8 protein-coding genes and 14 pseudogenes are annotated in these 19,017 nt (G+C 61.4%); 13 read left to right on the top strand and 9 right to left on the bottom strand.

The window, feature by feature from the left end:
* Positions 1–102: 102 nt before the first annotated feature.
* Positions 103–1,041 (bottom strand): acetamidase/formamidase family protein, encoded by a 939-nt coding sequence (locus BLT09_RS26300; protein WP_091598562.1) that lies wholly within the window; start codon positions 1,039–1,041, stop codon positions 103–105.
* A gap of 856 nt (positions 1,042–1,897) precedes the next feature.
* On the opposite strand from BLT09_RS26300, the pseudogene BLT09_RS26290 reads away from it, so the two are divergent.
* Positions 1,898–2,448, top strand: a pseudogene (locus BLT09_RS26290) (IS630 family transposase); the annotation flags it as partial.
* On the opposite strand, the pseudogene BLT09_RS35920 reads toward BLT09_RS26290, so the two are convergent.
* Positions 2,449–2,514 (bottom strand): annotated as a pseudogene (locus BLT09_RS35920) (transposase); the annotation flags it as partial. It abuts the pseudogene before it with no gap.
* Positions 2,515–2,781: 267 nt separating this feature from the next.
* On the opposite strand from BLT09_RS35920, the pseudogene BLT09_RS35720 reads away from it, so the two are divergent.
* A pseudogene (locus BLT09_RS35720) lies at positions 2,782–3,981 on the top strand (IS110 family RNA-guided transposase).
* Here BLT09_RS35720 and BLT09_RS34465 read toward each other — a convergent pair.
* The 3 pseudogenes from BLT09_RS34465 to BLT09_RS26275 form a co-directional block, all read right to left on the bottom strand.
* Positions 3,944–4,315: pseudogene (locus tag BLT09_RS34465) on the bottom strand (IS256 family transposase); the annotation flags it as partial. The pseudogenes BLT09_RS35720 and BLT09_RS34465 sit on opposite strands and share 38 nt — an antisense overlap.
* A pseudogene (locus tag BLT09_RS34685) lies at positions 4,313–4,981 on the bottom strand (transposase); the annotation flags it as partial. The pseudogenes BLT09_RS34685 and BLT09_RS34465, both read right to left, overlap by 3 nt.
* A gap of 459 nt (positions 4,982–5,440) precedes the next feature.
* Positions 5,441–6,266 (bottom strand): annotated as a pseudogene (locus tag BLT09_RS26275) (site-specific integrase).
* Positions 6,267–6,556: 290 nt separating this feature from the next.
* Between BLT09_RS26275 and BLT09_RS26270 the strand changes: the two are divergent.
* From BLT09_RS26270 to BLT09_RS34680, 5 genes and pseudogenes are all read left to right on the top strand, one after another.
* Positions 6,557–7,103, top strand: a pseudogene (locus tag BLT09_RS26270) (IS5 family transposase); the annotation flags it as partial.
* Between the two features lie 481 nt (positions 7,104–7,584).
* Positions 7,585–7,926: a transposase gene (locus tag BLT09_RS35915; RefSeq protein ID WP_413468387.1), complete on the top strand. Its 342-nt coding sequence runs from the start codon at positions 7,585–7,587 to the stop codon at positions 7,924–7,926.
* A gap of 665 nt (positions 7,927–8,591) precedes the next feature.
* Positions 8,592–9,332 (top strand): class I SAM-dependent methyltransferase, encoded by a 741-nt coding sequence (locus tag BLT09_RS26260; protein WP_091598559.1) that lies wholly within the window; start codon positions 8,592–8,594, stop codon positions 9,330–9,332.
* Positions 9,333–10,048: 716 nt separating this feature from the next.
* The gene (gene cuyB, locus BLT09_RS26255; RefSeq protein WP_091598556.1) at positions 10,049–10,846 is read left to right on the top strand and encodes a cysteate racemase; all 798 of its coding nucleotides are present in this window, start codon (positions 10,049–10,051) and stop codon (positions 10,844–10,846) included.
* A 2-nt stretch (positions 10,847–10,848) separates the two neighbouring features.
* Positions 10,849–11,121 (top strand): hypothetical protein, encoded by a 273-nt coding sequence (locus tag BLT09_RS34680; protein WP_206629936.1) that lies wholly within the window; start codon positions 10,849–10,851, stop codon positions 11,119–11,121.
* 773 nt (positions 11,122–11,894) lie between these two features.
* Here the strand turns inward: BLT09_RS34680 and BLT09_RS26245 are convergent.
* On the bottom strand, positions 11,895–12,137 hold the full coding sequence (locus tag BLT09_RS26245; protein WP_091598553.1) for a hypothetical protein: 243 nt from the start codon (positions 12,135–12,137) through the stop codon (positions 11,895–11,897).
* 150 nt (positions 12,138–12,287) lie between these two features.
* Here BLT09_RS26245 and BLT09_RS35910 point away from each other — a divergent pair, with 150 nt between their 5' ends.
* Together BLT09_RS35910 and BLT09_RS35150 are read left to right on the top strand one after the other, a co-directional pair.
* The gene (locus tag BLT09_RS35910; RefSeq protein ID WP_236473040.1) at positions 12,288–12,332 is read left to right on the top strand and encodes a hypothetical protein; all 45 of its coding nucleotides are present in this window, start codon (positions 12,288–12,290) and stop codon (positions 12,330–12,332) included.
* A gap of 10 nt (positions 12,333–12,342) precedes the next feature.
* Positions 12,343–12,616 (top strand): annotated as a pseudogene (locus BLT09_RS35150) (ABC transporter permease); the annotation flags it as partial.
* A gap of 447 nt (positions 12,617–13,063) precedes the next feature.
* Here the strand turns inward: BLT09_RS35150 and BLT09_RS33910 are convergent.
* A pseudogene (locus tag BLT09_RS33910) lies at positions 13,064–13,964 on the bottom strand (transposase); the annotation flags it as partial.
* A gap of 31 nt (positions 13,965–13,995) precedes the next feature.
* Positions 13,996–15,078 (bottom strand): annotated as a pseudogene (locus BLT09_RS26225) (IS481 family transposase); the annotation flags it as partial.
* A 185-nt stretch (positions 15,079–15,263) separates the two neighbouring features.
* On the opposite strand from BLT09_RS26225, the gene BLT09_RS26220 reads away from it, so the two are divergent.
* From BLT09_RS26220 to BLT09_RS35145, 3 genes and pseudogenes are all read left to right on the top strand, one after another.
* On the top strand, positions 15,264–15,551 hold the full coding sequence (locus BLT09_RS26220) for an ABC transporter permease family protein (protein ID WP_483127912.1): 288 nt from the start codon (positions 15,264–15,266) through the stop codon (positions 15,549–15,551).
* Positions 15,552–15,556: 5 nt separating this feature from the next.
* Positions 15,557–16,472 (top strand): annotated as a pseudogene (locus BLT09_RS26215) (ABC transporter ATP-binding protein); the annotation flags it as partial.
* A gap of 158 nt (positions 16,473–16,630) precedes the next feature.
* Positions 16,631–16,966, top strand: a pseudogene (locus tag BLT09_RS35145) (transposase); the annotation flags it as partial.
* A gap of 13 nt (positions 16,967–16,979) precedes the next feature.
* On the opposite strand, the pseudogene BLT09_RS26205 reads toward BLT09_RS35145, so the two are convergent.
* A pseudogene (locus BLT09_RS26205) lies at positions 16,980–17,922 on the bottom strand (IS481 family transposase).
* Between the two features lie 88 nt (positions 17,923–18,010).
* Here BLT09_RS26205 and BLT09_RS26200 point away from each other — a divergent pair.
* Positions 18,011–18,356: pseudogene (locus tag BLT09_RS26200) on the top strand (transposase family protein); the annotation flags it as partial.
* Positions 18,357–19,017: the final 661 nt, after the last annotated feature.

Below are 19,017 nucleotides of genomic sequence, written 5' to 3'. Positions count from 1 at the left end.
CGCGCACGCTGACGGTCAGGCCGGAGATCTCCAGCACCGCTCCGGCCATGATCGAAGCGGCCGGACCGGCAGCCCCGGTCCGCGTATTGCCTGCGCCTTTGCTCATTCGAAGACGCAGCGCGGGAAGTAGAAGGACACCACCCAGTTCGGCATGTCGACGATCTCGCTGATCCGGAGATCGCCGCAGACCGAAACCAGCATGTAGGCCTCGACCGGGTCCATTGCGTAGCGGCCGGCAAGCAGGTCGATCATCTGCGAGACCGCTTCCCTGGCGCCGGTCATCAGGTCCGGTCCGATGCCGGTCGTCACCTCATAGCCCTTGGCGTCGAGATGGCGCGTGACCGGGCCAGGCGTGGTGAAGCGTGGCGTCTTCAACCGAGCATCCTTCACCAGGTCGAGCTTGAGCACGACATCCATCGTGCTTTCGATCGCCGTGCCGCACACTTCGCCATCACCCTGCGCGGCATGCGTGTCGCCGACCGAAAACAGCGCGCCCGGAACTTCGACCGGCAGATAGAGCGTGGTGCCGGCCGCGAGATCGCGGATGTCGAGATTTCCGCCGACGCGCCGTGGCGGCACAACGGAATGGTGGCCCTTCATCCCCGGCGCATTGCCGATCGTGCCGGCAAACGGTTTCAGCGGCACGCGTCCCCCTCTGCCGAACAGCGCCGGCTCGAGCGAGGCGGCGTCATATGTCCAGATGTTCAGTGCCGGCTCCGGAAAATCGTCGGCGAGCAGGCCGAAGCCCGGAATGTTTGCCGTCCAGCCGAAGCCCGACGGTTTGAACATCTCGATCGTCACCTTAAGCGCATCACCTGGTTCCGCGCCTTCAACGAAGATCGGCCCGGTCACCGGGTTGTCGAAGTCGAATTTGGCGATGTCGCCGACCGTGCTGTCGGCCTGAAGTTGCCCACTCGACGAATCAAGGCATTCGAACTCGATTGTCGAGCCGGGTGCCACCCGCTCGACCGGAACAAAGGAGTTGTCCCAGCCGAAATGGTGATGGCGCCCATGGATGGTGTAGTCGCAGTTATTGCACATCTTTTGCATACAGATTGTTGTAGCTGAAGACATGAACCGGGTCGATATACAGATTGTCGACGCCGCCCATGCGTGCGGATTTCATGGTGAAGCGCTGCTCGTCGAGCACCGACGCCCACGGTGCGTCCGCTATGGCTGGTCGTAGATCGCGCTCCAAATCTTGTTGCGCTCTACAGATTTCGCCGGTCCCTCATGGAGTCCACTTCCGCCGCCTTGGCGCCGATATCCTTTTTGCAGTACCATGGCCAGTTCCAGCCGCCCGGCACCGCCCCAGCACAGCCGAGGATCGACCCGTAGAAGTTCGACGGATCGGGGAAATTGGCAGAGTTCGCTTCATCGAATCATTGTCCATGATCCGATCCCAGTGTCTTGTACCTTGCTTGAACCGCATGGAATCTTTGAGACGCCACAGGTCAGCGGTCGTAACCGCAACCCACGAGACGATTTGGCATGCACTTGTACTCGCCGGGCACACCCAAATTGCAGATGCGGACTCATTCCTTAGGTCATACGCCCAGATGGAGGGCAGCGTACCTCGTCTACCGCTTCACCCTTCATGGGCCGAGCAATGAGGCGGATGCTCCCCGGGGATCGTCTTATCCTGCGGCTAGAATGCGTCCGTCCGTGCCGAGGTTAGGATCGCGGATGTGCATCTTCCAAGGAACGGTTATCTTCAATCGATAAGCTGAACTGAACATCAGGCTGTCCGGCCTCTGCGCCAGTGGGCACAATCCTTCATGAATTATCCGCGTTAGTTCGCTAGTCGCGCCGCCAGACCAGCAACGCCCCGATCCTCTAATGTCCTGATCGCGTAATTCGTGCGATTACTGCATTGATTTGATTGGAGATGCAATGCATGGCACGAGTTGCTGCAACCATCGACTTGAGCGCTGATGAACGCAAGGAGCTTGAAGGTCTGTCGCGCCGGCGGCGAACGGCGCAAGGTCTGGTGCAGCGGGCAGAGATTGTTTTGTTGGCGGCCGAGGGGCTTGAGAACGAGGTGATCGCGCAGCGCGTCGGGGCGGTTGAGAACACGGCCGGCAAGTGGCGACGCCGCTTTGCCCAAGATCGGCTGGATGGCCTCTACGATGAGCCGCGGCCGGGTCCGCCACGACAGATCGGCGATGATGCGATTGCCGAGACGATCCGCCTGACACTGGAGGCGACACCACGCGAAGCCACGCATTGGAGCCTGCGCTCGATGGCACGCGCCGTCCACCATGCGCCATCGACGATCCATCGGATATGGAAAGCCTTCGGCCTTCAGCCGCACCGCGCAGAAAGCTTCAAGTTATCGAGCGACCCTTTGTTTGTCGAGAAGGTGCGCGACATCGTCGGCCTCTACATGGCACCGCCCGAATCGCGCTGGTCCTGTGCTTGGACGAGAAGAGCCAGATCCAGGCGCTCGTCATTGGGGAAGATGCCGACGACCTCGGTCCTCCGCTTGATCTCGCCGTTGAGGCGCTCGATCGGTTGGTAGCCGGAATCATGACGGTGCCATCCCATCCCCGCTGGAGATGAGCGATTTTCGGCGTATGGTGCGATCATCCGGGACAGGGGCACCGGGAGCACGCCAAGTTCGGGCAGGCCCCATCAATTCGATGAGCTGCGAGCTCGCGTTAGTAGCTGGCCGCCCCTGCGACCTGCCCGGTTGCGCCGAGAGCGCGGATCCGTAGGTGTCGCGTCGCCCGCCGGCTCCCGTCTGTTTGAGGAGAGGGAGCCGATGAGACGTGTGTTGGAATGGAAATCCACCGCACTTTTGCGGAGGTGGTTGGTTTGGGAAGACGGCCGGCTGCGCCATCACGGACGGGTCGACATGACCCGGCTCGGGACTGGAAGGGTTCGGCCGCAGTTTGCGACGGACGGATGAGGTTGTCGTAGAGGCTACGGGCAACGCCATGGCGGTGGTTCGGGTTCTGTCGCCCTATGTCGGCCGGGTGATTGTCGCCAACCCGATGCAGGTGAAGGCGATCGCCCATGCCAGGATCAAGACCGACAAGATCGATGCCGGCGTTCTGGCGCAGCTCCATGCCAGCGGCTTTCTGGCTGAGGTCCTGGATTCCCGATGAGCGGACTGAGCGGCTTCGCCGCCTCGTCGCGCGGCGCAACCAGGTCGTGCGGCATCGCACGCGCGTGAAGAACGAGGTGCATGGTATCCTGCAGGCGCACCTCGTGCCGAAGTGCCCGCATGCCGATCTGTTCAACAGTCGGGGTCGCGCCTGGCTCGAGCGGCAGGTGCTTCCCGACGACGAGCGGGCCGCCATCGCCCGCCATATCCGCGAGATCGACCGCCTGGCCGAGGATGTGGCTGACCTCGATCGCGACATCACCCGGGAAGCGGTGATGATGTGCAAGTCCGGCGGCTTCAGACGATCACCGGCGTCAATGCCATCGTCGCGAGCGGTATCATCGCCGCCGTCGGTCGACATCCGGCGGTTCCGCGAGCCGCAGAGGCTGGTGAGCTACTTCGGCCTCAATCCGCGTGTGCGCCAATCCGGTCTTGGCTTGGCGCAATATGGCCGGATCAGCAAACATGGGCGTTTCCCATGCCGCGCCATGCTGGTCGAGGCCGCCTGGGCGGCGGCGAAAGCGCCCGGACCGCTCAGAGCCTTCTTCCTGTGCATCCGCAACAAGCGTGGCCATCAGGTCGCAGCCGTGGCGGTCGCCCGCAAGCTCGCGGTGTTGGTCTGGCATCTGCTGACAAAGGAGCAGGACTACTTCTGGGCTCGCCCGGCGCTAGTGGCGGCAAAGCAGAGGCAGCTCGCTCTCAAGGCAGGCGCGCCGGGCGAGCGCGGTGTCGGTCGCCGCGGTTCGGCTTACGCCTACAACGTGAAGGAGTTGCGAAACAGCGAGAAAGCCGCGGCCGAGAATGCCGAACGTGCCTACGAGCTGATGGTTCGAACTTCTCCGTCGACAAGGCCACGAAGCTTCGCGACGTAGCCGATTTCGACACGCGGCTGCCATGACCCGCCGGCACATCTCCTTCCGGAAGTCGCACCGCCCGTCCGAACCGCCGCGTCGAGGCGTTGATCAGCATCAGGTTCATCGCCCAGCGGCCGAGCCAGTCCTCCTTCATCGCGCGATCCCAGCTCGGGAGTGCCATCTCCCACCCATAGACGGTCCGCACCCGCGGATGCTCGAACGCGACCTTGCCGCCGTGAAACCCGATCCGGCCGCGCGTCGAGCCCCAGCGGTGCGCCTCGCGCTCTTCAACCCGGCCGTGGAGCGGGCCGCAGGCTGCTTCCACGTCCACCTCCACCATCGCGCCCAGCAAAGCGCCGAGAAAGGTCAGCGTGCGCCAGTGGCCGTGCGGGGCAAAGCCGCGCACGCGCTTGCCCCGTGGTCCCCGCCCCGCAGCGGCGCCATGTTGGTCTTGATCCAGGTTTCGTCAATGGACACCAGCCGTCTCGGATCGAGAGCGGACTGCCAGGATCGCCAGCGTTGCCGCCGGCGGGCAATATCGGCACGGGCCTGCTCAAGGGCGAACAGTGTTTTTTAAACCGCAGCCCCTCGCGGCGCAGGAACCGCCATACTGTATCGTGGATACCTTCACCCCGCGCGCCGCCAGCTCTTCCTTCAACCCGTGCAGCGACAGATGCGGTGTCTGGTTGATCCGCTCCGCGATGAAACGGTGCGGCTCCAGCACACGCTTGCGATGGCCGCCCATCTTGCCGGGCGCGACAGACCTGCTCGAACGGTAGCGCTGAGACCACTTCACCGCCGACGATACGGCGATGCCGAAACGAGCCGCGACCGATCGGCAGCGTTCGCCGGCCTCCATCGCGCCAACAACACGTTCACGAAGATCATTCGAAAGAGGTCGCGTCATCCGATGCTGGCCTCCACTCCAGCCAGCATCTTGAATCACAAACCGGAATCCCCTCAGCTTCTGTGAGGTCCGTATGCTCGACGGGGCCGCTTGGCACGACGCGGACTTCATTGCAAGCCGGATTGAACGGAGGCGCGGGCAGGACTAGCGCTATGGGCATTGTGGCGGGCGCCCCCGGGCGGGAATGGGCGGCTGAACGCCGCCCGGGCTGCAACGGCGAGGTGGGAGGATGTCGACCGCGCCACAGTTGTACCGGAGATCGCGCTCAGCCACCTCGCCCTGTGGTTCTTCGCGGCGACCGTTCGTTGCGGTGGCCCGAGACGGGCAAAAGACCGGTGCACCGGCGCGCAGGACGGCTGATGTCAAACATCGTGCTCTCGACGCTCTCGGCGCAATCATGAGCTATCGTTCCAGAAGGGCTGCCTGGCGCTTGCCCGCAATGCCAGACGTCGAGGATGGTCATCCGCCCTCCGCAGCGCGGGCATCGGCATGACGGCTTGGCTTCTGCAGAGATCGCCTTCTGCGCCGGCAGCAGCGGCTTGCGGCTTGTCGGCCAGCAGCCTGCGGCGATCAGCCCGGCGGCACGACTTCGATGTTCAACCGGTCGAGCGGGCTTGTCGTGCGCCGGATGAGGCCGTTCGAGACCTTAGTGTAGCGCGCCGTCGAAGACAGATGGTTGTGACCCAGCAGCACCTGGATGATGCGAATGTCGGTGCCGTTCTCCAGCAAATGCGTGGCGAAGCTGTGCCTGAGCGTGTGGGCCGTCACGCGCTTGTCGATGCCGGCGCCCGCACGCGCCGAGCGGCAGGCCGAGTACAATACCTGAACGTCGATGGGTCGATTTGCCTCCTGGCCTGGAAACAGCCAGCCCTGCGGCTTCGCCAGCCGCCAGTAGACCCGCAGGATGCGCAGAAGCTGCGCATCACTGTGCGGTCCTTGCCGCCCTTGCCTGCCTATCGATGTCCCCGACCTTCAGCCCGACGGTCTCCGAAGCGCGAAGGCCCGCGGCATAGGCCGTCGTCAAGGCGATGCGCGTCTTCAGGCACTGGACCGCCTCTAGAAAGCGGACAACTTCGTCGGTGCCGAGAACCACCGGCAGCGTGAGGCGCGCGGGCGTAGACGATCCGTTCAGGAATCTCGGCATGGCCGAGCGTCACGCCGTAAAAGAACCGCAGTGCGCACACCGTCTGGTTCAGCGCCGGCCACGAGATTCCGGTAGAGACCAGATGCACCTGGAAGCGCGAACATCCTCAAGTCCGAGCCGTTCCGGAGAGCGGCCGAAATGGCGGGAAAACTTTGCCACAGCGTGCACGTAGAATCGTTGTGTCGCCGGCGACAGATTGCGGATGGTCATGTCCTCGATCATGCGTGGGGGAAGAGGGCTCAATTCGGCCATCTCATTGCTCCTGTTCTCAACATTGCGCTTCAACAGCTGCAATCCTTCAAAACAGAAGCTTCACCTGTAAACCGACCCGCCAATGCCGCGTCGGCGGCTTCGTTCAATCAGCCAAACCTGAACTGCTCGATACGTCAGTCCTGGCCGCGGCTCCGTTCAATCCGGCTTGCAATGAGGTCCGCGTCGTGCCAAGCGGCCCCGTCGAACATACGGACCTCACAGAAGCCTCCAGATTCCCTTTTTGATCGCGGCGTGATTCAAGACGGCTTTTTGAGGCAGTCTTTGGCGTGATGGATCGGTTAGTGCTGCGCGATGCGGCGTGGGAGCGGATGGCGCCGCTGGTCATGGGTCAGCCCGATCAGAAAGGCTCGACGGGCCGCGATAACCGGGTGTTCGTCGAGGCGGTGCTATGGATCGTGCGCACGGGCTCCCCTGGCGCGATCTTCCCGATGTATTCGGCGATTGGAATAGCGTCTTCCGGCGCATGAGCCGATGGAGCAGCAAGCGTGTGTGTGGTGCATCGTCGATGGATGATCCGGACTTCGAATATCTGATCATCGATTCCACCATCGTCCGAGCCCACCAACATGCGGCTGGGGCCAAAAAAAGGGGGTCTGAAGATCAAGCCCTTGGTCGCTCCCGCGGCGGCCTGAGCACCAAGATACACATGGCTGTTCGGGGCTTGGCTGCCCTCTGCGCTTCACGCTTACCGCGGGTCAAAAGGGCGATGCGCCGCAAGCTGCGACCTGGATCGAAGGCTTGCCCGCAGAGGTGGTCATAGCCGATACGCCTCTGACCCCACACCAAGCCATCGCTGCCACGGGCGCGGTCGCGCTCGCTCAAGTACCCACTCGACAATCGTAGCCGGATAGTGTCCTGAAGGTTCTGCAAAAACTTGCTCTGAGGCGAGAGGGGCGGCCATGGCACGCTGGTGACGTTGCGATCACCGATTCCCGTGGAAGGGGAGTGGCATGACCGCGTCACGATGGACTGCACGCCGAAGGCCTGCCGGCGACCTGCATCGAGACACGACAGACCAATGCGGCCATGAAGACAATGCCCAACAAGACCGATCCGCAATGACGCCCGCGCACTGGCGCAGATCATGCGCACTGGCTGGTATCCGCAGGTGCACGTGAAGAGGCGGCAGTGCCGGCTTTGGCGCGCTGCTGGTTGACCGCCGCACGGTGCTGAACGAGATGCGTTCGATCGCGATGCTGCGCAGGGCCGGCGTCAAACTGGTCTTGCCGTCGCGCAGCGCTTTTGCGGGCCGCGCGGGAATTAGCCGGCGCCGGCGCCCAGTGCGATCTTCGCCGTCATGCTGGGAGAGTTTACCCGCCTGACGAAGCAGGTTCTCGAAATCGTACGCAATGAAGAAGTCTGCCGGCAGCTGATGAGCACGCCGGGGTTCGGGCCGATCACCGCGCTCGCCTTCCGCGCCATGATCGACCGGCCGGAGCGCTTCGGCTCTTCGCGGGCGGTTCGGGCGCATCTGGGGCTGACGCCGGCGCGCTACCAGTTCCGGCGAGACCGACATCCAGAGGGCAAGGTCAACTGCTGCGGCGATGAACTGGCCCGCACCGCCCTCTACGAGGCCGCCCACACACACGCTGCTAGTGCGCTCGAAGAAATGGGTCCAGCCTCAGGGCATCGGGCATAACATCGCCAGGCGCCGCGGCATGGCGCGCCCGTGCGGCGGTAGCACGCAAGCTGGCGGTCATCCTGCATCGCATGTGGGCCGACGCAACCGAGTTCCGCTTTGGAAAGGCGCTTGCCGCCCTGGCGGCGTGAACGGAGACAAATCAAAGGAACGCGCAACACGAACAAAGCTTTTGCCCGAAAGCGCGATGCCTGAATCGTTCCGTGGGGCGATGGGCGAGGCGATCTCGTTGAGAGTCCCAAACCTGCCGGTCAAACTCGGCGAGCTCGTGAAACAGATTGAGACGCCTTGCTCTCCTGACCCCATCATGCGGCGGCCAGAGGGCCGACCGCGAAGAGAATCGAGTGACCTGCGGGAGTGTCCCACAAAAAGAGTGCAGGAGTAGTTTGACCTAAACGACCCATCAAAGAAGTCTGCTAGAAGCCCGACAAAATTGTGACGAAACAAACAGGCAGAATCGGACGCCAAAAGCCAACGTATTGAACTGAAACCGGTTTTGAGTTGGCACACCTCTTGCGCTTTGAACTGCGACTTCACCAGGAACGGAGCCGTTCGATGTCCGTAACGACGATTTCGCTTGAGAGCTATCCCTCGACAGTTGGTCGCGACGGAACGGACGCAGGTAAGTCGAGCAAATTGCGAACCCAATCGAAGGAGAAGCGAACATGTCTGATGAGTTAACGTATGGTGAAATTTACGCTCCGATCTATGAAAAGTACACCACCCTACAAGGTAAAGTCGCCGAGGTAGACGACACGGTCGCCTTTCTTGAGCGATATTGCAGCGGGGGCAGTGCTCTCGAACTGGGTATAGGCGACGGGCGCGTGGCGGTGCCGTTGAGCGAGCGCGGGGTCAAGGTCGACGGGATCGATAATTCCCGCAGTATGTTGGAACTTCTCGCAAAGCGCACCGACCTAATCAAGGCTTGGCAGGGAGATATTTCCCATTTCAGATCAGAGCAACGCTACCGTTTGGTATATTGCGTTTATTTCACGTTCACGCTGCTCTTCACGCGCGAAGCGCAAATAGCTTGCCTCCGATCTGCCGCGGAGGCGCTAGAACATGAGGGGGTTTTGGTGATAGAACTGGGTGTACCAGGCTCGGATCCTCGCGTCGGCCGCCAACAAACCACAACGGCGCGGCTAGTGGATCATGAGAATACGATCCTCAATGTGGCTGTCCACGATCCACTAAACCAGAACTTAGTTTCAACCCTCCTCTGGTTTTCTGGTACGTCGGTCAGACGTTTACCGCAACGCGTTCGTTACGTTTATCATCAGGAACTCGATAGCATGGCCGAATGCGTGGGGCTGGAGCTAGCTGAGCGCTGGGGAGATTGGGCGAGAGGTGCATTCACCGAACGATCCGAACGTCATATCTTGGTGTACCGCCGAGGCAGCCCGTAATCCGGGTTCGATTTCGCAAAAGCCGGACAACGGTTCCGTTATTCCCGGACAGCAGTTTCGCCAATTGCTCGCGCACTCGAAGCTATTTGCACACGAATTGCTATTAAGAATGTCGTTGGAGTGATCAACTTGGCTTAACGCGGGGCGTGGACCATCCGCATTGACCCTAACCTTTCAAGCGGGGCGCCAGCTCGGAGTCGTCGGCGACGCGATCAGAGCTGCCCCCTTTACCCAAGGAGAGAGCACCGCCATGCCCGCCGCCCCATTCAACCGATCGACGACAACAAACTTTAGATGCGTCGCTATAACGTCCCCACTAACCCCATTCTGCCAGAAAACAGACCTACGCTCGCACATTGGCACCACGAGAAAGGAGATAATATCGCCTACTCGGATTCATGGACACCGGTACCTGCCGCACGTCCGATCCAATGAAGTCGGCTGGATGCGCAGTGGCGTCGTCGCCCGCGAACAACGCATCACTTCGAGAGCGACCACTTCCTTACTTTCCACAGATGCGGGAGCTTTGACCGACTTGTCGGCGGGGGCGGAGCGAGCCTATGTGATGCGCGGCGAATGGAATAGGAAAGTTCAGATGCCAGGAGACGCAGGGCCACGGACATCGCAGCCATTAGTGGGTGACGCACGATGAACAGGGCGCAATTTTTTGGGCCGAGGCATGCACGCCAGCTACTCCATGGCGCCCGAAGGCGGAGATGGTGGTGACGCAGGTCTCACCGATAGCGGGCAATTTCGGGAATAGTCAATGCGATTGTAACCAGAAAGACAAACAAGTGCGCCACAAGAGTCTAATAGGTATCCTCGGTGGAATGGGACCAGCAGCGACAGTAGATTTCATGTCAAAGATCATACATGCAACGCCTGCTGCAATAGATCAGGACCATATTCCACTTATTGTTCACGACGTTCCGCAGATACCAGATCGGTCATCGGCCATTGAGAATGGTCGAGACGATCCTTTCCTGCCGATGCTTTCAGGAGTTCGCTTCCTTGACGCGGCCGGTGTCGAATTCATCGCAATTCCATGCAATACGGCCCACTATTGGCACGATCGGTTGGACCGGGGGTGTCGGGCGACGATACTTCATATCTTCCAAGCGGTGCTTCACGAGCTCCTAGCGATGCCAAACAGGCCGCGCTCGATCGCAATAATGGCCACACGCGGGACAATCTCCGCCGACGTCTACGCCACCGAATTGCTCAAGGCGGTCGATCGTGTAGTCGTTCCAGACGAGAAGACGCAACGTCTCATCGACCACTCAATCACATCTGTCAAAGGGGGGACGATGGTTCCCGCCCGCGAGGCAGCAGGCGCTGCGGCGAGGCTGGTAGTCCAGCAGGGGGCGGAGTGCTTGCTTTTAGCATGTACGGAACTTCCTGTCGCTTTTTCAGGGCTTGAGGTCGGGACAACGGTGCTCGATGCGACCGATGCGCTGGCCCGAGCTTGCGTTAAAGCGTCCATGGGCGAGTACCAAACCGCGATGGCGGGGTAATAATGGATATTCAACGTGCTTTAAAACTTTATCATCATTGCAACACCGATGCTGAGAAGGCCGATATTAAGGCGGGCAAGATACCGGCAAGTGGAAAGACAAGCCCGCCAAGCTGCGCCAGAAGGACCGGGACGCGCCTTAAACTAGACGGTGAAGTTCTCGAAGGCCAAGGTAGCCGAGGATGGAAAGCGCAGCAGTGCGACATCGCCATTCGCGCCTTCGGCTACAAGAACCACGCCGCGATCGATCGCCGGCATGGCTTGATCCGCGGCTGAAACGCCACGACCGCATCAGCCTAGGACGGCGCGCCGCTTCGCAATGTCCTCAACTGCTCCAACACCGGTTCGACTGTCTGGGCCGACACGGCCTATCGCTTGAAGAAGAACGAGGAGTGGCTGGAGAAGAACGGCTAGGTCTTTGACATCCACCAGAAGAAACCGAAGGGTCGGCAGATGAGCGAAGCGACGTCGCCGCCAAAGGGGGCGGAGATCGAAAACCCGCGCATTCATCAAACACGTCTTCGCGCAGTAGAAATCCAGGATGGGCCTGTTCGTGCCACCATCGGGATCGCCGTGCCAGGACGAAGACCGGCGTGGCCAACCTTGCCTACAATCTCACCCGCTTCGCCGGGCACGAGGGGCTGCAGCACGGAGATCGCCGACGCCATCGCCGGGCAAGCGCACGAGCTGCCGTTCGCGAATGGCGACGCCAGCTATGGCACGGCGCGGGTCGCCCTTGGGCGGAGGCCGTGGTAGAGTATTCGTCCCGAGCCAGCGGTGGGTTCTCGCATAACGAGTTGGGCCCGGTGGAGCCCCCTTGGCATTTTCGGCTCTATGTGTCGCCAAGGCGAAGGTGGTGGGTGCGCGCCTCTCTCGCATCCGGTCGCGTCCTCCATCTTCCACAACGAGTAGCTTAGGGGACGACGTGCCATCTACCGTTGCGGCGGCAGTGCTGAATGCGAGGCAGTAAAGTGGGCCTTTGGTATCTGGATTATGATGGGAATGCTTGGGAAGGAATTTGCAACGTTCTCCTCGGCACGAACGGATTATCAGCCCATCGGCGACAAGGGGGTGATCTCGGATGGGCTCAATCCACGTGCCGACAGGCGTATCAAGCGTACGGGCAGGAGCCTGACAACAAGGATCCCGTATCCGGCGTTCGCAAAAAGATCGGAACCGACCTCAAGAAGCTGCAACTGAACGAAAGCGGTATAGCCGCGATCCTTGGTTGTAAGAAGATTCGGAGCTGGGCTCTGCTGCTTAACAAGAAAATTCCCGACAACGACCTTCATCGATACGCGAACCAAAAAGAGGCAGAGGTCAAATCCTGGGCCTCTCCATCTTAGATCCAGACTTTCAAGTATCCAACAGACACGCGCCCGTTGCAATACCGAGTTCAAGAGCATGTCCTCCTGTGGAAGGGGGCAGGCGACCAGGGGCTTATGTTCGGATACGCGTGCAACGAGACCGCGACTGTTCCGCTATGACAGGCAGCACATGGACGCACCACCGTGGATCGCCCAGCGCTTCGCGCTGGGCATTCTCCTCCTCTTCGCCGTCTCCGTGCTGATCTTCGCGGGCACCCAGATCCTTCCAGGCGACGTGGGCAGTCGATCGTCGGACAGGCGGCGACGCCCGAGGCGGTCGCCAACCTGCGCCGGGAACCCGGCATCATCGATCCCGCCATTGTGCGTTACTTCCAGTGGCTCGGCGGGTATTAACCGGTGATCTCGGCAAGGCGCTCGCTTGTATGGGGCGATCTTTGTCAACGTAATCTTTCAGTCGTTCCGTCTCCTTGTTCAGCCGTGGCGCCCATTTGTTCCTGCTTTGGCTCCGGGGGCGCCGCACACCGTGACGGTCAAGGGTGGCCCTTTGGGCCATCGTGAAGTGACTTGCCCTTGATGGTCACGAGCACGGCGGCAGCGTTACATTGAGCCGGTGCCTGATCGTAGAGGTCTACAACTTGCAACCGGGGGGAGCTCGCCATCAGAGGCCGTAAACGCGGCGCAAGCTTGTATGCGGTTGATCCTGGCGGATCGAAAACCATGATGCAGCCATACGCATCGGCGGCGAAGCTCCGGGCGGTGGGCCCATTCTACAGCGCGGCGTCGTAAGCCCTGTGAGCGACCGGGATCACCACCACCTCGGATCGTTATCGGCAGACGCTATTGCAGCTGCCAAACTTCAATGCTCGTCCTGTCGAACGTTCCTCCAAGCCTTATGCCTGACGCAGGGCTACTCCCTTCGGGATCTCGCCGGTCGTGACAAGTCGCCAGAATGCAATCAGCAGCTTGCGCGCCAAAGCCACGATCATTGTCTTGCGCGTTCCGCCACGGCCATCGGCCGTGCTCGCGCAAAACCAGTGCGCGAGCGCGCTGTCCTTTTGGTATTGGAGGAACCGCCAAGCCAACAGGATCATGCCATAGCGGACGCGAGCATTGCCGGCCCGCGCAAGACCTTCTCGCGCCTGCGTTGGCCGCCCTCATCCGGCGCCCCGTAGGTCCGGCATAGCGGGCGACGGCTCTCCGATCACGCAGGCCGCGTGAGAGAATCTCATTCACCAGCATGTCCGCAGTCTCGGTACCGACACCGATGATCCGCGCAAGAAGGCGAACCATTGCGAGCGGCCCCTTCTCCGTGTCCAGAACCAACGAGAGCTGCAGCAGCCGTTCCTGTTCGATCTCGTGGATTTGTTCACGCAACAGGTGAAGCCGTCCGAGATTACGGCGCAACTCGGGTCGGCTTTGTTCTGGCGGGGGCATACCTTCCGCCGTATGCAGAGCCTCCAGTTTCTCGGCAGCTTTGCGCCGATTGGGTTTGAAGGCGCGAATTCCGAAGCGAGCGAGGATTGCCTTGATGCGGTTGACCATCTGTTTACGTTCGCGGACGAGATTGTCTCGTTCACGGTTCGGACGGCGGGCCTCCTCCTCATTGATGGTTGGGATGGCTGCCATGCTGCAGTGGCGCTTTCTCGCCCCGCAGCCAGCCAAGAAAGGCGCGCATCAGCAGTTCGGTATCGAGGCGATCGGTCTTGGCACGCCGATGTTCGCGGAAACCGCGACGCTCGATTGACGTATGACATAAGCTTCGACAACGCGCGCCTGGAGCCAGCGCGCCAACTAAAAGCTCAACGATGCGCCGGACTTCAGTGAACCAGGCGTCGAAGACGCCGTCGGCAGCGGTTGGGCGAAAGGCGACGGACTTTCCTGCGAAGGCCCGGCACAGGCGCACGGTGTGGCCGAGGATGGAGACGAAGCCATGCTGCTGAACGCGGCGGACGAGATCGTCCTTGGCATAGTCGAACGGCTCGACGGTTTCGCGATGCTGGCGCTGCGAGACGCGGTAGCGGTCGAGCGGCACAGCGCCGCCAAGCGCGTCGTGCGGACGCTCGGCGTTGTAGACGTGACGCCAGCGATCGAAGGCGTCCTGGGCCTTGGGGAGATCGGCAAAGGGCGGTCCCTGCAGCGCTTCGGCTTTGAGCGAGCGATGGAAGCGCTCGTCCTTGCCGAGCGTCTGCGGGTGACAAGGCCTGGAATGGCTGACGGCGACGCCGGCCTCGATCAACCAGACGGTGAGCAGCGTGAAGTTGTTGCGGCCGCCGTCGCCCCAGGGCGGGCCGTTGTCGGTGGCGATACGCCACGGCAGGCCGTATCGGCGGAAGGCGGCGATCAGCCGGGCCTTCACGGTTGCGGTGGTCTGATCGGCGCAGGCCGACAGCGCGATCGAGAAGCGCGAATGGTCGTCGAGCACGGTGAGCGGGTGCAGCCGGCCGTCATGCAAGGCGATGTGGCCCTTGAAGTCCATCTGCCACAGATCGTTGGGAGCTTCGTGCTCGAAGCGGATGAAGGGCTGAGTCCCGCCGCCCAGCACGCCCAGCTCGATGCCGTTGCGGCGCAGGATGCCGGTCACCGTCGAGGCCGCGGGCGTGCCGATGCCGTCGCGGGCGATGACGCGCGCGATCTTGCGTCCACCCCAAGCCGGATGCGCCGCACGCACCGCAAGTGCAGCCGTTTCCACCTCCGGCGCGCACTGCGCCGGGCTCGATCGCGGCCGCCGCGACTGCTCGGCCAGTCCTGCCTCGCCCTCGCTGCGGTAGCGCGAAAGCAGCTTGTGGCCGCACGTCCGTCCGATCCCGAAGCGACGACACAACGCGCTCACATTCGACCCCTCCACCAGCGCCAGCTTCACGAACTCCAACTTCTGCTTCATCGCGCTTCTGTCCTTGAACGGCATCCCGAACCCCCTTGCGCACAACGCGCAAAACTGTTCGCGATGTCCTCGCACACCTGTTCGCGATGTCCCCAGTCCAAACAGGGATGGTGACATGGGGGCTCCTTAGATAGCTGCTCAACAGCGCCGAGGGTGCCACACGCTCGCCGCCCATAGCATCTACGCGACAGGAGATCGCTGCGACGCTGATGCCACGGATGTGGAACACGCTGTTCCTCGCCTTCTGGGCGGCCGTGTTTTCGGTTCCGCTCGCCATCATCCTTGGGCTGCTGGCGGTACGCTACCGAAACGGCCGATCGACAAGGCGATTTCGGGTTTCGCGCTGGCCTCCCTATCTCGTCGACGACGTCACCAAGCGTGACGTGCCGGTGATTCAGGCGATCGGCCTCATCTTCGCCGCCGTCTATATCGGCCTAAACATCGTCGCCGATATCGCCTCCATTCTCACCAATCCGCGTTTGAGGCATCCGAAATGACCGCAGTGGTGCTTAGATATGTCCGCACAATCCCGCTCGGGGCTTTGATTGGGCTATCGCCGCGCATGGACTACACTAAGGCGCTGTGTCGGTACGTTCGATCGAGCACGAGGAGAAGGAACCGACGCCAAAGCCTTTGTCGGTGAGGAACGTCACTGCCGCTTATGGCGGCGGTGCCGTGAAGGTTTTGCAGAACCTCTCGGTTGACGTCCATCCCGGCCAAACCCTCGCTGTCGTCGGAGAGTCGGGCTCCGGAAATCCACCCTAGCCCGTCATCACGGGGCTGCTGCCGCCGATCTCCGGCAGTATTACTTTCGCGGTCGGACTCTGCCCCCCAGGCTTGCCGGCCACACCAGGAATGATCTTCGCGAACTGCAGATGATCTACCAGATCGCCGACGTGGCGATGAACCCGCGCCAGACGGTCGGAGCCATCATTGGCCGGCCGCTTGAGTTCTATTTCGGGATGAGCGCACGCGAGCGCGACAACCCGTTGCCGAGCTTCTCGATGAGATCGAGATGGGCAAGGGTTCATTGACCTGCGGAGCTTCCGGAGGCCAGAAGCAGCGGGTCTGCATCGCCCGCGCGCTGGCGGCAAAGCCGAAGCTCATCATCTGCGACGAGGTGACGAGCGCTCTCGACCCATTGGTGGCCGACGGCATCCTCAAACTGTTGCTGCGCCTGCAGAAGATCGAGGGAGTGACATACCTGTTCATCACCCACGACCTCGCGACTGTAAAGGCTATGGCCGATTCCATCGCGGTGATGTATCGCGGAGAGGTGGTCTAGCTACGGCTGCGAAGACGCAGGTGCTGACACCGCCGTTTGACCCGTATACTGACTTCCTGCTCTCTCGGTTCCCGAGATGGAGGTTGGCTGGTTGGAGAGCGCCATCAAGGGACGCCCTATGGAGAGCTCGGGAATTGAGCTCAACGGAACACGGTATTGGCTTTACGATCACTGGGCCGGTCGGCCGAGCGCCAATTTTAGGATGGCAAGCTCTAAGAGGCCGTTTCGAAAGGGGATGAGCGGTTGAGTTTACCTGATTCCAAGTGGTTTGCCGACCTGCTCGGAGATTTTATGTGGACCCCGACCACTCGCGAACAGCATAGCCGCCCCACGGCGCGATCCCAGACCGATCTGACGGATGCCGAGTGGCGGCTGATCGAATCGCGCCTGCTGCCTGCCTGCAAGACGGGGCGTCCCGCGTTTGGTCGATGCGCGAGATGTTCAACGCCATCTTCTACGCGCTTCGCGGCGGCATCGCCTGGCGGCTCCTGCCATCGGATTTTCCGCCGTGGGCGACAGTCTACCGCTGGTTCGCAGCCTTTCGCGACGGTTCGGTGGGAGAAGATTAACCATGCCTGGGTCACGGCCGATCGCGAGAGTGTCGGCGGCCACGCCAGCCCAACGTCGCCATCATCGACAGCTAGCTGTGGAGCCTCAACAGGTTGTCCTCGGACAAGGCGAGTCTGCTGATAGGCGTGTTGGCCTTGAGACGACCATGGGGTCGGTGCCAGTTATAGCAATGGAGCTAGCAAGGCAGATCTTCGGCCCTTTGGTCTGAGGTGTCGTAGGCCCTGGCATATGCCCATTCGCGCAGCGCGGTCTGAATGAAGCGTTCGGCCTTGCCGTTGGTCTTGGGGTGTACGGCTTTGTGCGGATGTGCTTGAGGCGCAACCGATTGCAGGCCTTGGCGAAGGCTCTCGATATGTAGCAGGAGCCGTTGTCGGTCATGACGCGGGTCACGGTTATGCCGAGACGCTTGCAATTGGCGATGGCTGCCTTGAGGAAGGCTATAGCGCTCCGCGTCTTCTCGCCGGGCTTGATTTGGCTGAAGGCGATGCGAGATGCATCGTCGATGCAGACATGGACGAACTCCCAGCCCGCACCGCTACGCCTGGAGCTGCGCCAGGTGCTCTGGCCTGTGCGGTCACCGGTGATGCGATGGCCAACCCGCTCGAAGCGGCCGAGCTTTTTGATGTCAATGTGGATTAGCTCGCCGGGATGGGCACGCTCATAGCGGCATACCGGCGGCAATGGATCCAAAGCCTCGAGCTGTTCAGGCCGAGGCGCTTGAGAAGACGACTGACTGTTGCGGGCGAGACGCCAACCTCTGGCGATATGCTTGCCGGGCCTACGCTCCCGGCGCAGGGCGTCGATGCGAGCGACGAGCTGCGGCGGCGTGGGACGGCGCAGACGTCGTGGTCGCGAACTGCGATCCTGAAGACCGGCCAAACCCACTTGCGCACCGTATGCGGGCAAACGCCTGCGGCTCGTGAGGCGGCCTGCGGCGTCAGCCCGCGCAGCACTTCAGTCACGATCCGCTCTCGACCATGCGGCGTCAGTCGGGCATTCTTATGGATGTTCATTCGGTCCTCCGAGAATCGCTAAAGCTTCAGCAACTTCCGCTTCCTCGCTCAGGACCGAATGAACAACCTATTGAAACCTCACATCTAAAGCGTCAAAACAACCGAGGCCGGCCGGCCTCGCGGCTAAGACGCGGGCAAGAAGATCAGGGGCCGCAAGCGCCATGCGCTCGTCGAGCGGGCGCTGCTCGTCGAACCCCATCCCGCCGACATTCAGGACCGTGACGGCGGCCACCAACATCACCGTCGAAATCGTCATGAATCAAGTCGGCTTCGTCGTGCTGCCAAGGCGTTGGGTGGTCGAACGCTTCTTCGCCTGGATCAACCGAAACCGGCGCCTCGCCAAGAATTTCGAGTCGACGATCAATTCCGCCGCCGCATTCCTCTACGCCGCCTCCGTGATGCTCCTCGTAAGGCGAATGGCAAGGGCCCCATGAGTTCCGAAACCGACTCTAAGTCGTCCAATAGGTCTGCAACTCCTCCATTTTTCTCCTTCCAGATTGCGCGGTTGAAACCCGGATTTTATGGGCCATCGTCGTTTTCTTCGCAACAGCTGAGAAATCGGCCGCTTTTCTGCGTCGAAAGATGAACAACGCACGCAATGCGGCCCAATAGCGTGATTGAATGGACATACGAAAGCCGCATCGTCGACAGGACAAAGGTAGTAGGGAGCATCCCAATGTCGCAGGAACCCGACGATGGCTGCTGCGGTGTCGGCGCCAATTCACCTTTTGCCAGCGCAGCGCGGGCGCCGCCCACGTCATATGACTATACCGGCCGATGCCGAGTGAAGAGGAATATATATGCGAAGAGGCGCCTGGAAGCATCTGCCTTTAATCGCCGACTGTCCGGTGAAATGGCCACCCCGATGTCTTCGCTCGACCACAGATGCCGTTGATCGCGAAACGCCGATTTTCTGCGTTTACATCCTGACAATCGCGGCCGATCTCGCTGCTATATTTCACAAGACGCACGGATCAGTTCAGCCCCAAAGTATCAAAGGCGACCTGACGCGGCCAGTTGTGCTGAGGAAATGCAACTCATGATCACTGAACATAGCATATCGGTTGGTGGTATCACGACCTCGTATTGTGAGAA

Origin of the sequence: Mesorhizobium muleiense, from assembly GCF_900099905.1 — a bacterium.
GTDB lineage: Bacteria > Pseudomonadota > Alphaproteobacteria > Rhizobiales > Rhizobiaceae > Mesorhizobium > Mesorhizobium muleiense.
The sequence above is the reverse complement of the archived record's forward strand: the minus strand, read 5'-3'. Positions and strand labels throughout refer to the sequence as shown.

Bases quoted from the DNA above. Each gene is read 5' to 3' on its own strand.
- BLT09_RS35915 (WP_413468387.1), top strand. From the start codon at position 7,585: ATGCTGGGAGAGTTTACCCGCCTGACGAAGCAGGTTCTCGAAATCGTA.
- BLT09_RS26245 (WP_091598553.1), bottom strand. From the start codon at position 12,137: ATGAAGGTCGTTGTCGGGAATTTTCTTGTTAAGCAGCAGAGCCCAGCT.
- BLT09_RS34680 (WP_206629936.1), top strand. From the start codon at position 10,849: ATGGATATTCAACGTGCTTTAAAACTTTATCATCATTGCAACACCGAT.
- cuyB (WP_091598556.1), top strand. From the start codon at position 10,049: ATGGTGGTGACGCAGGTCTCACCGATAGCGGGCAATTTCGGGAATAGT.
- BLT09_RS26300 (WP_091598562.1), bottom strand. From the start codon at position 1,041: ATGTGCAATAACTGCGACTACACCATCCATGGGCGCCATCACCATTTC.
- BLT09_RS26220 (WP_483127912.1), top strand. From the start codon at position 15,264: ATGCCACGGATGTGGAACACGCTGTTCCTCGCCTTCTGGGCGGCCGTG.
- BLT09_RS26260 (WP_091598559.1), top strand. From the start codon at position 8,592: ATGTCTGATGAGTTAACGTATGGTGAAATTTACGCTCCGATCTATGAA.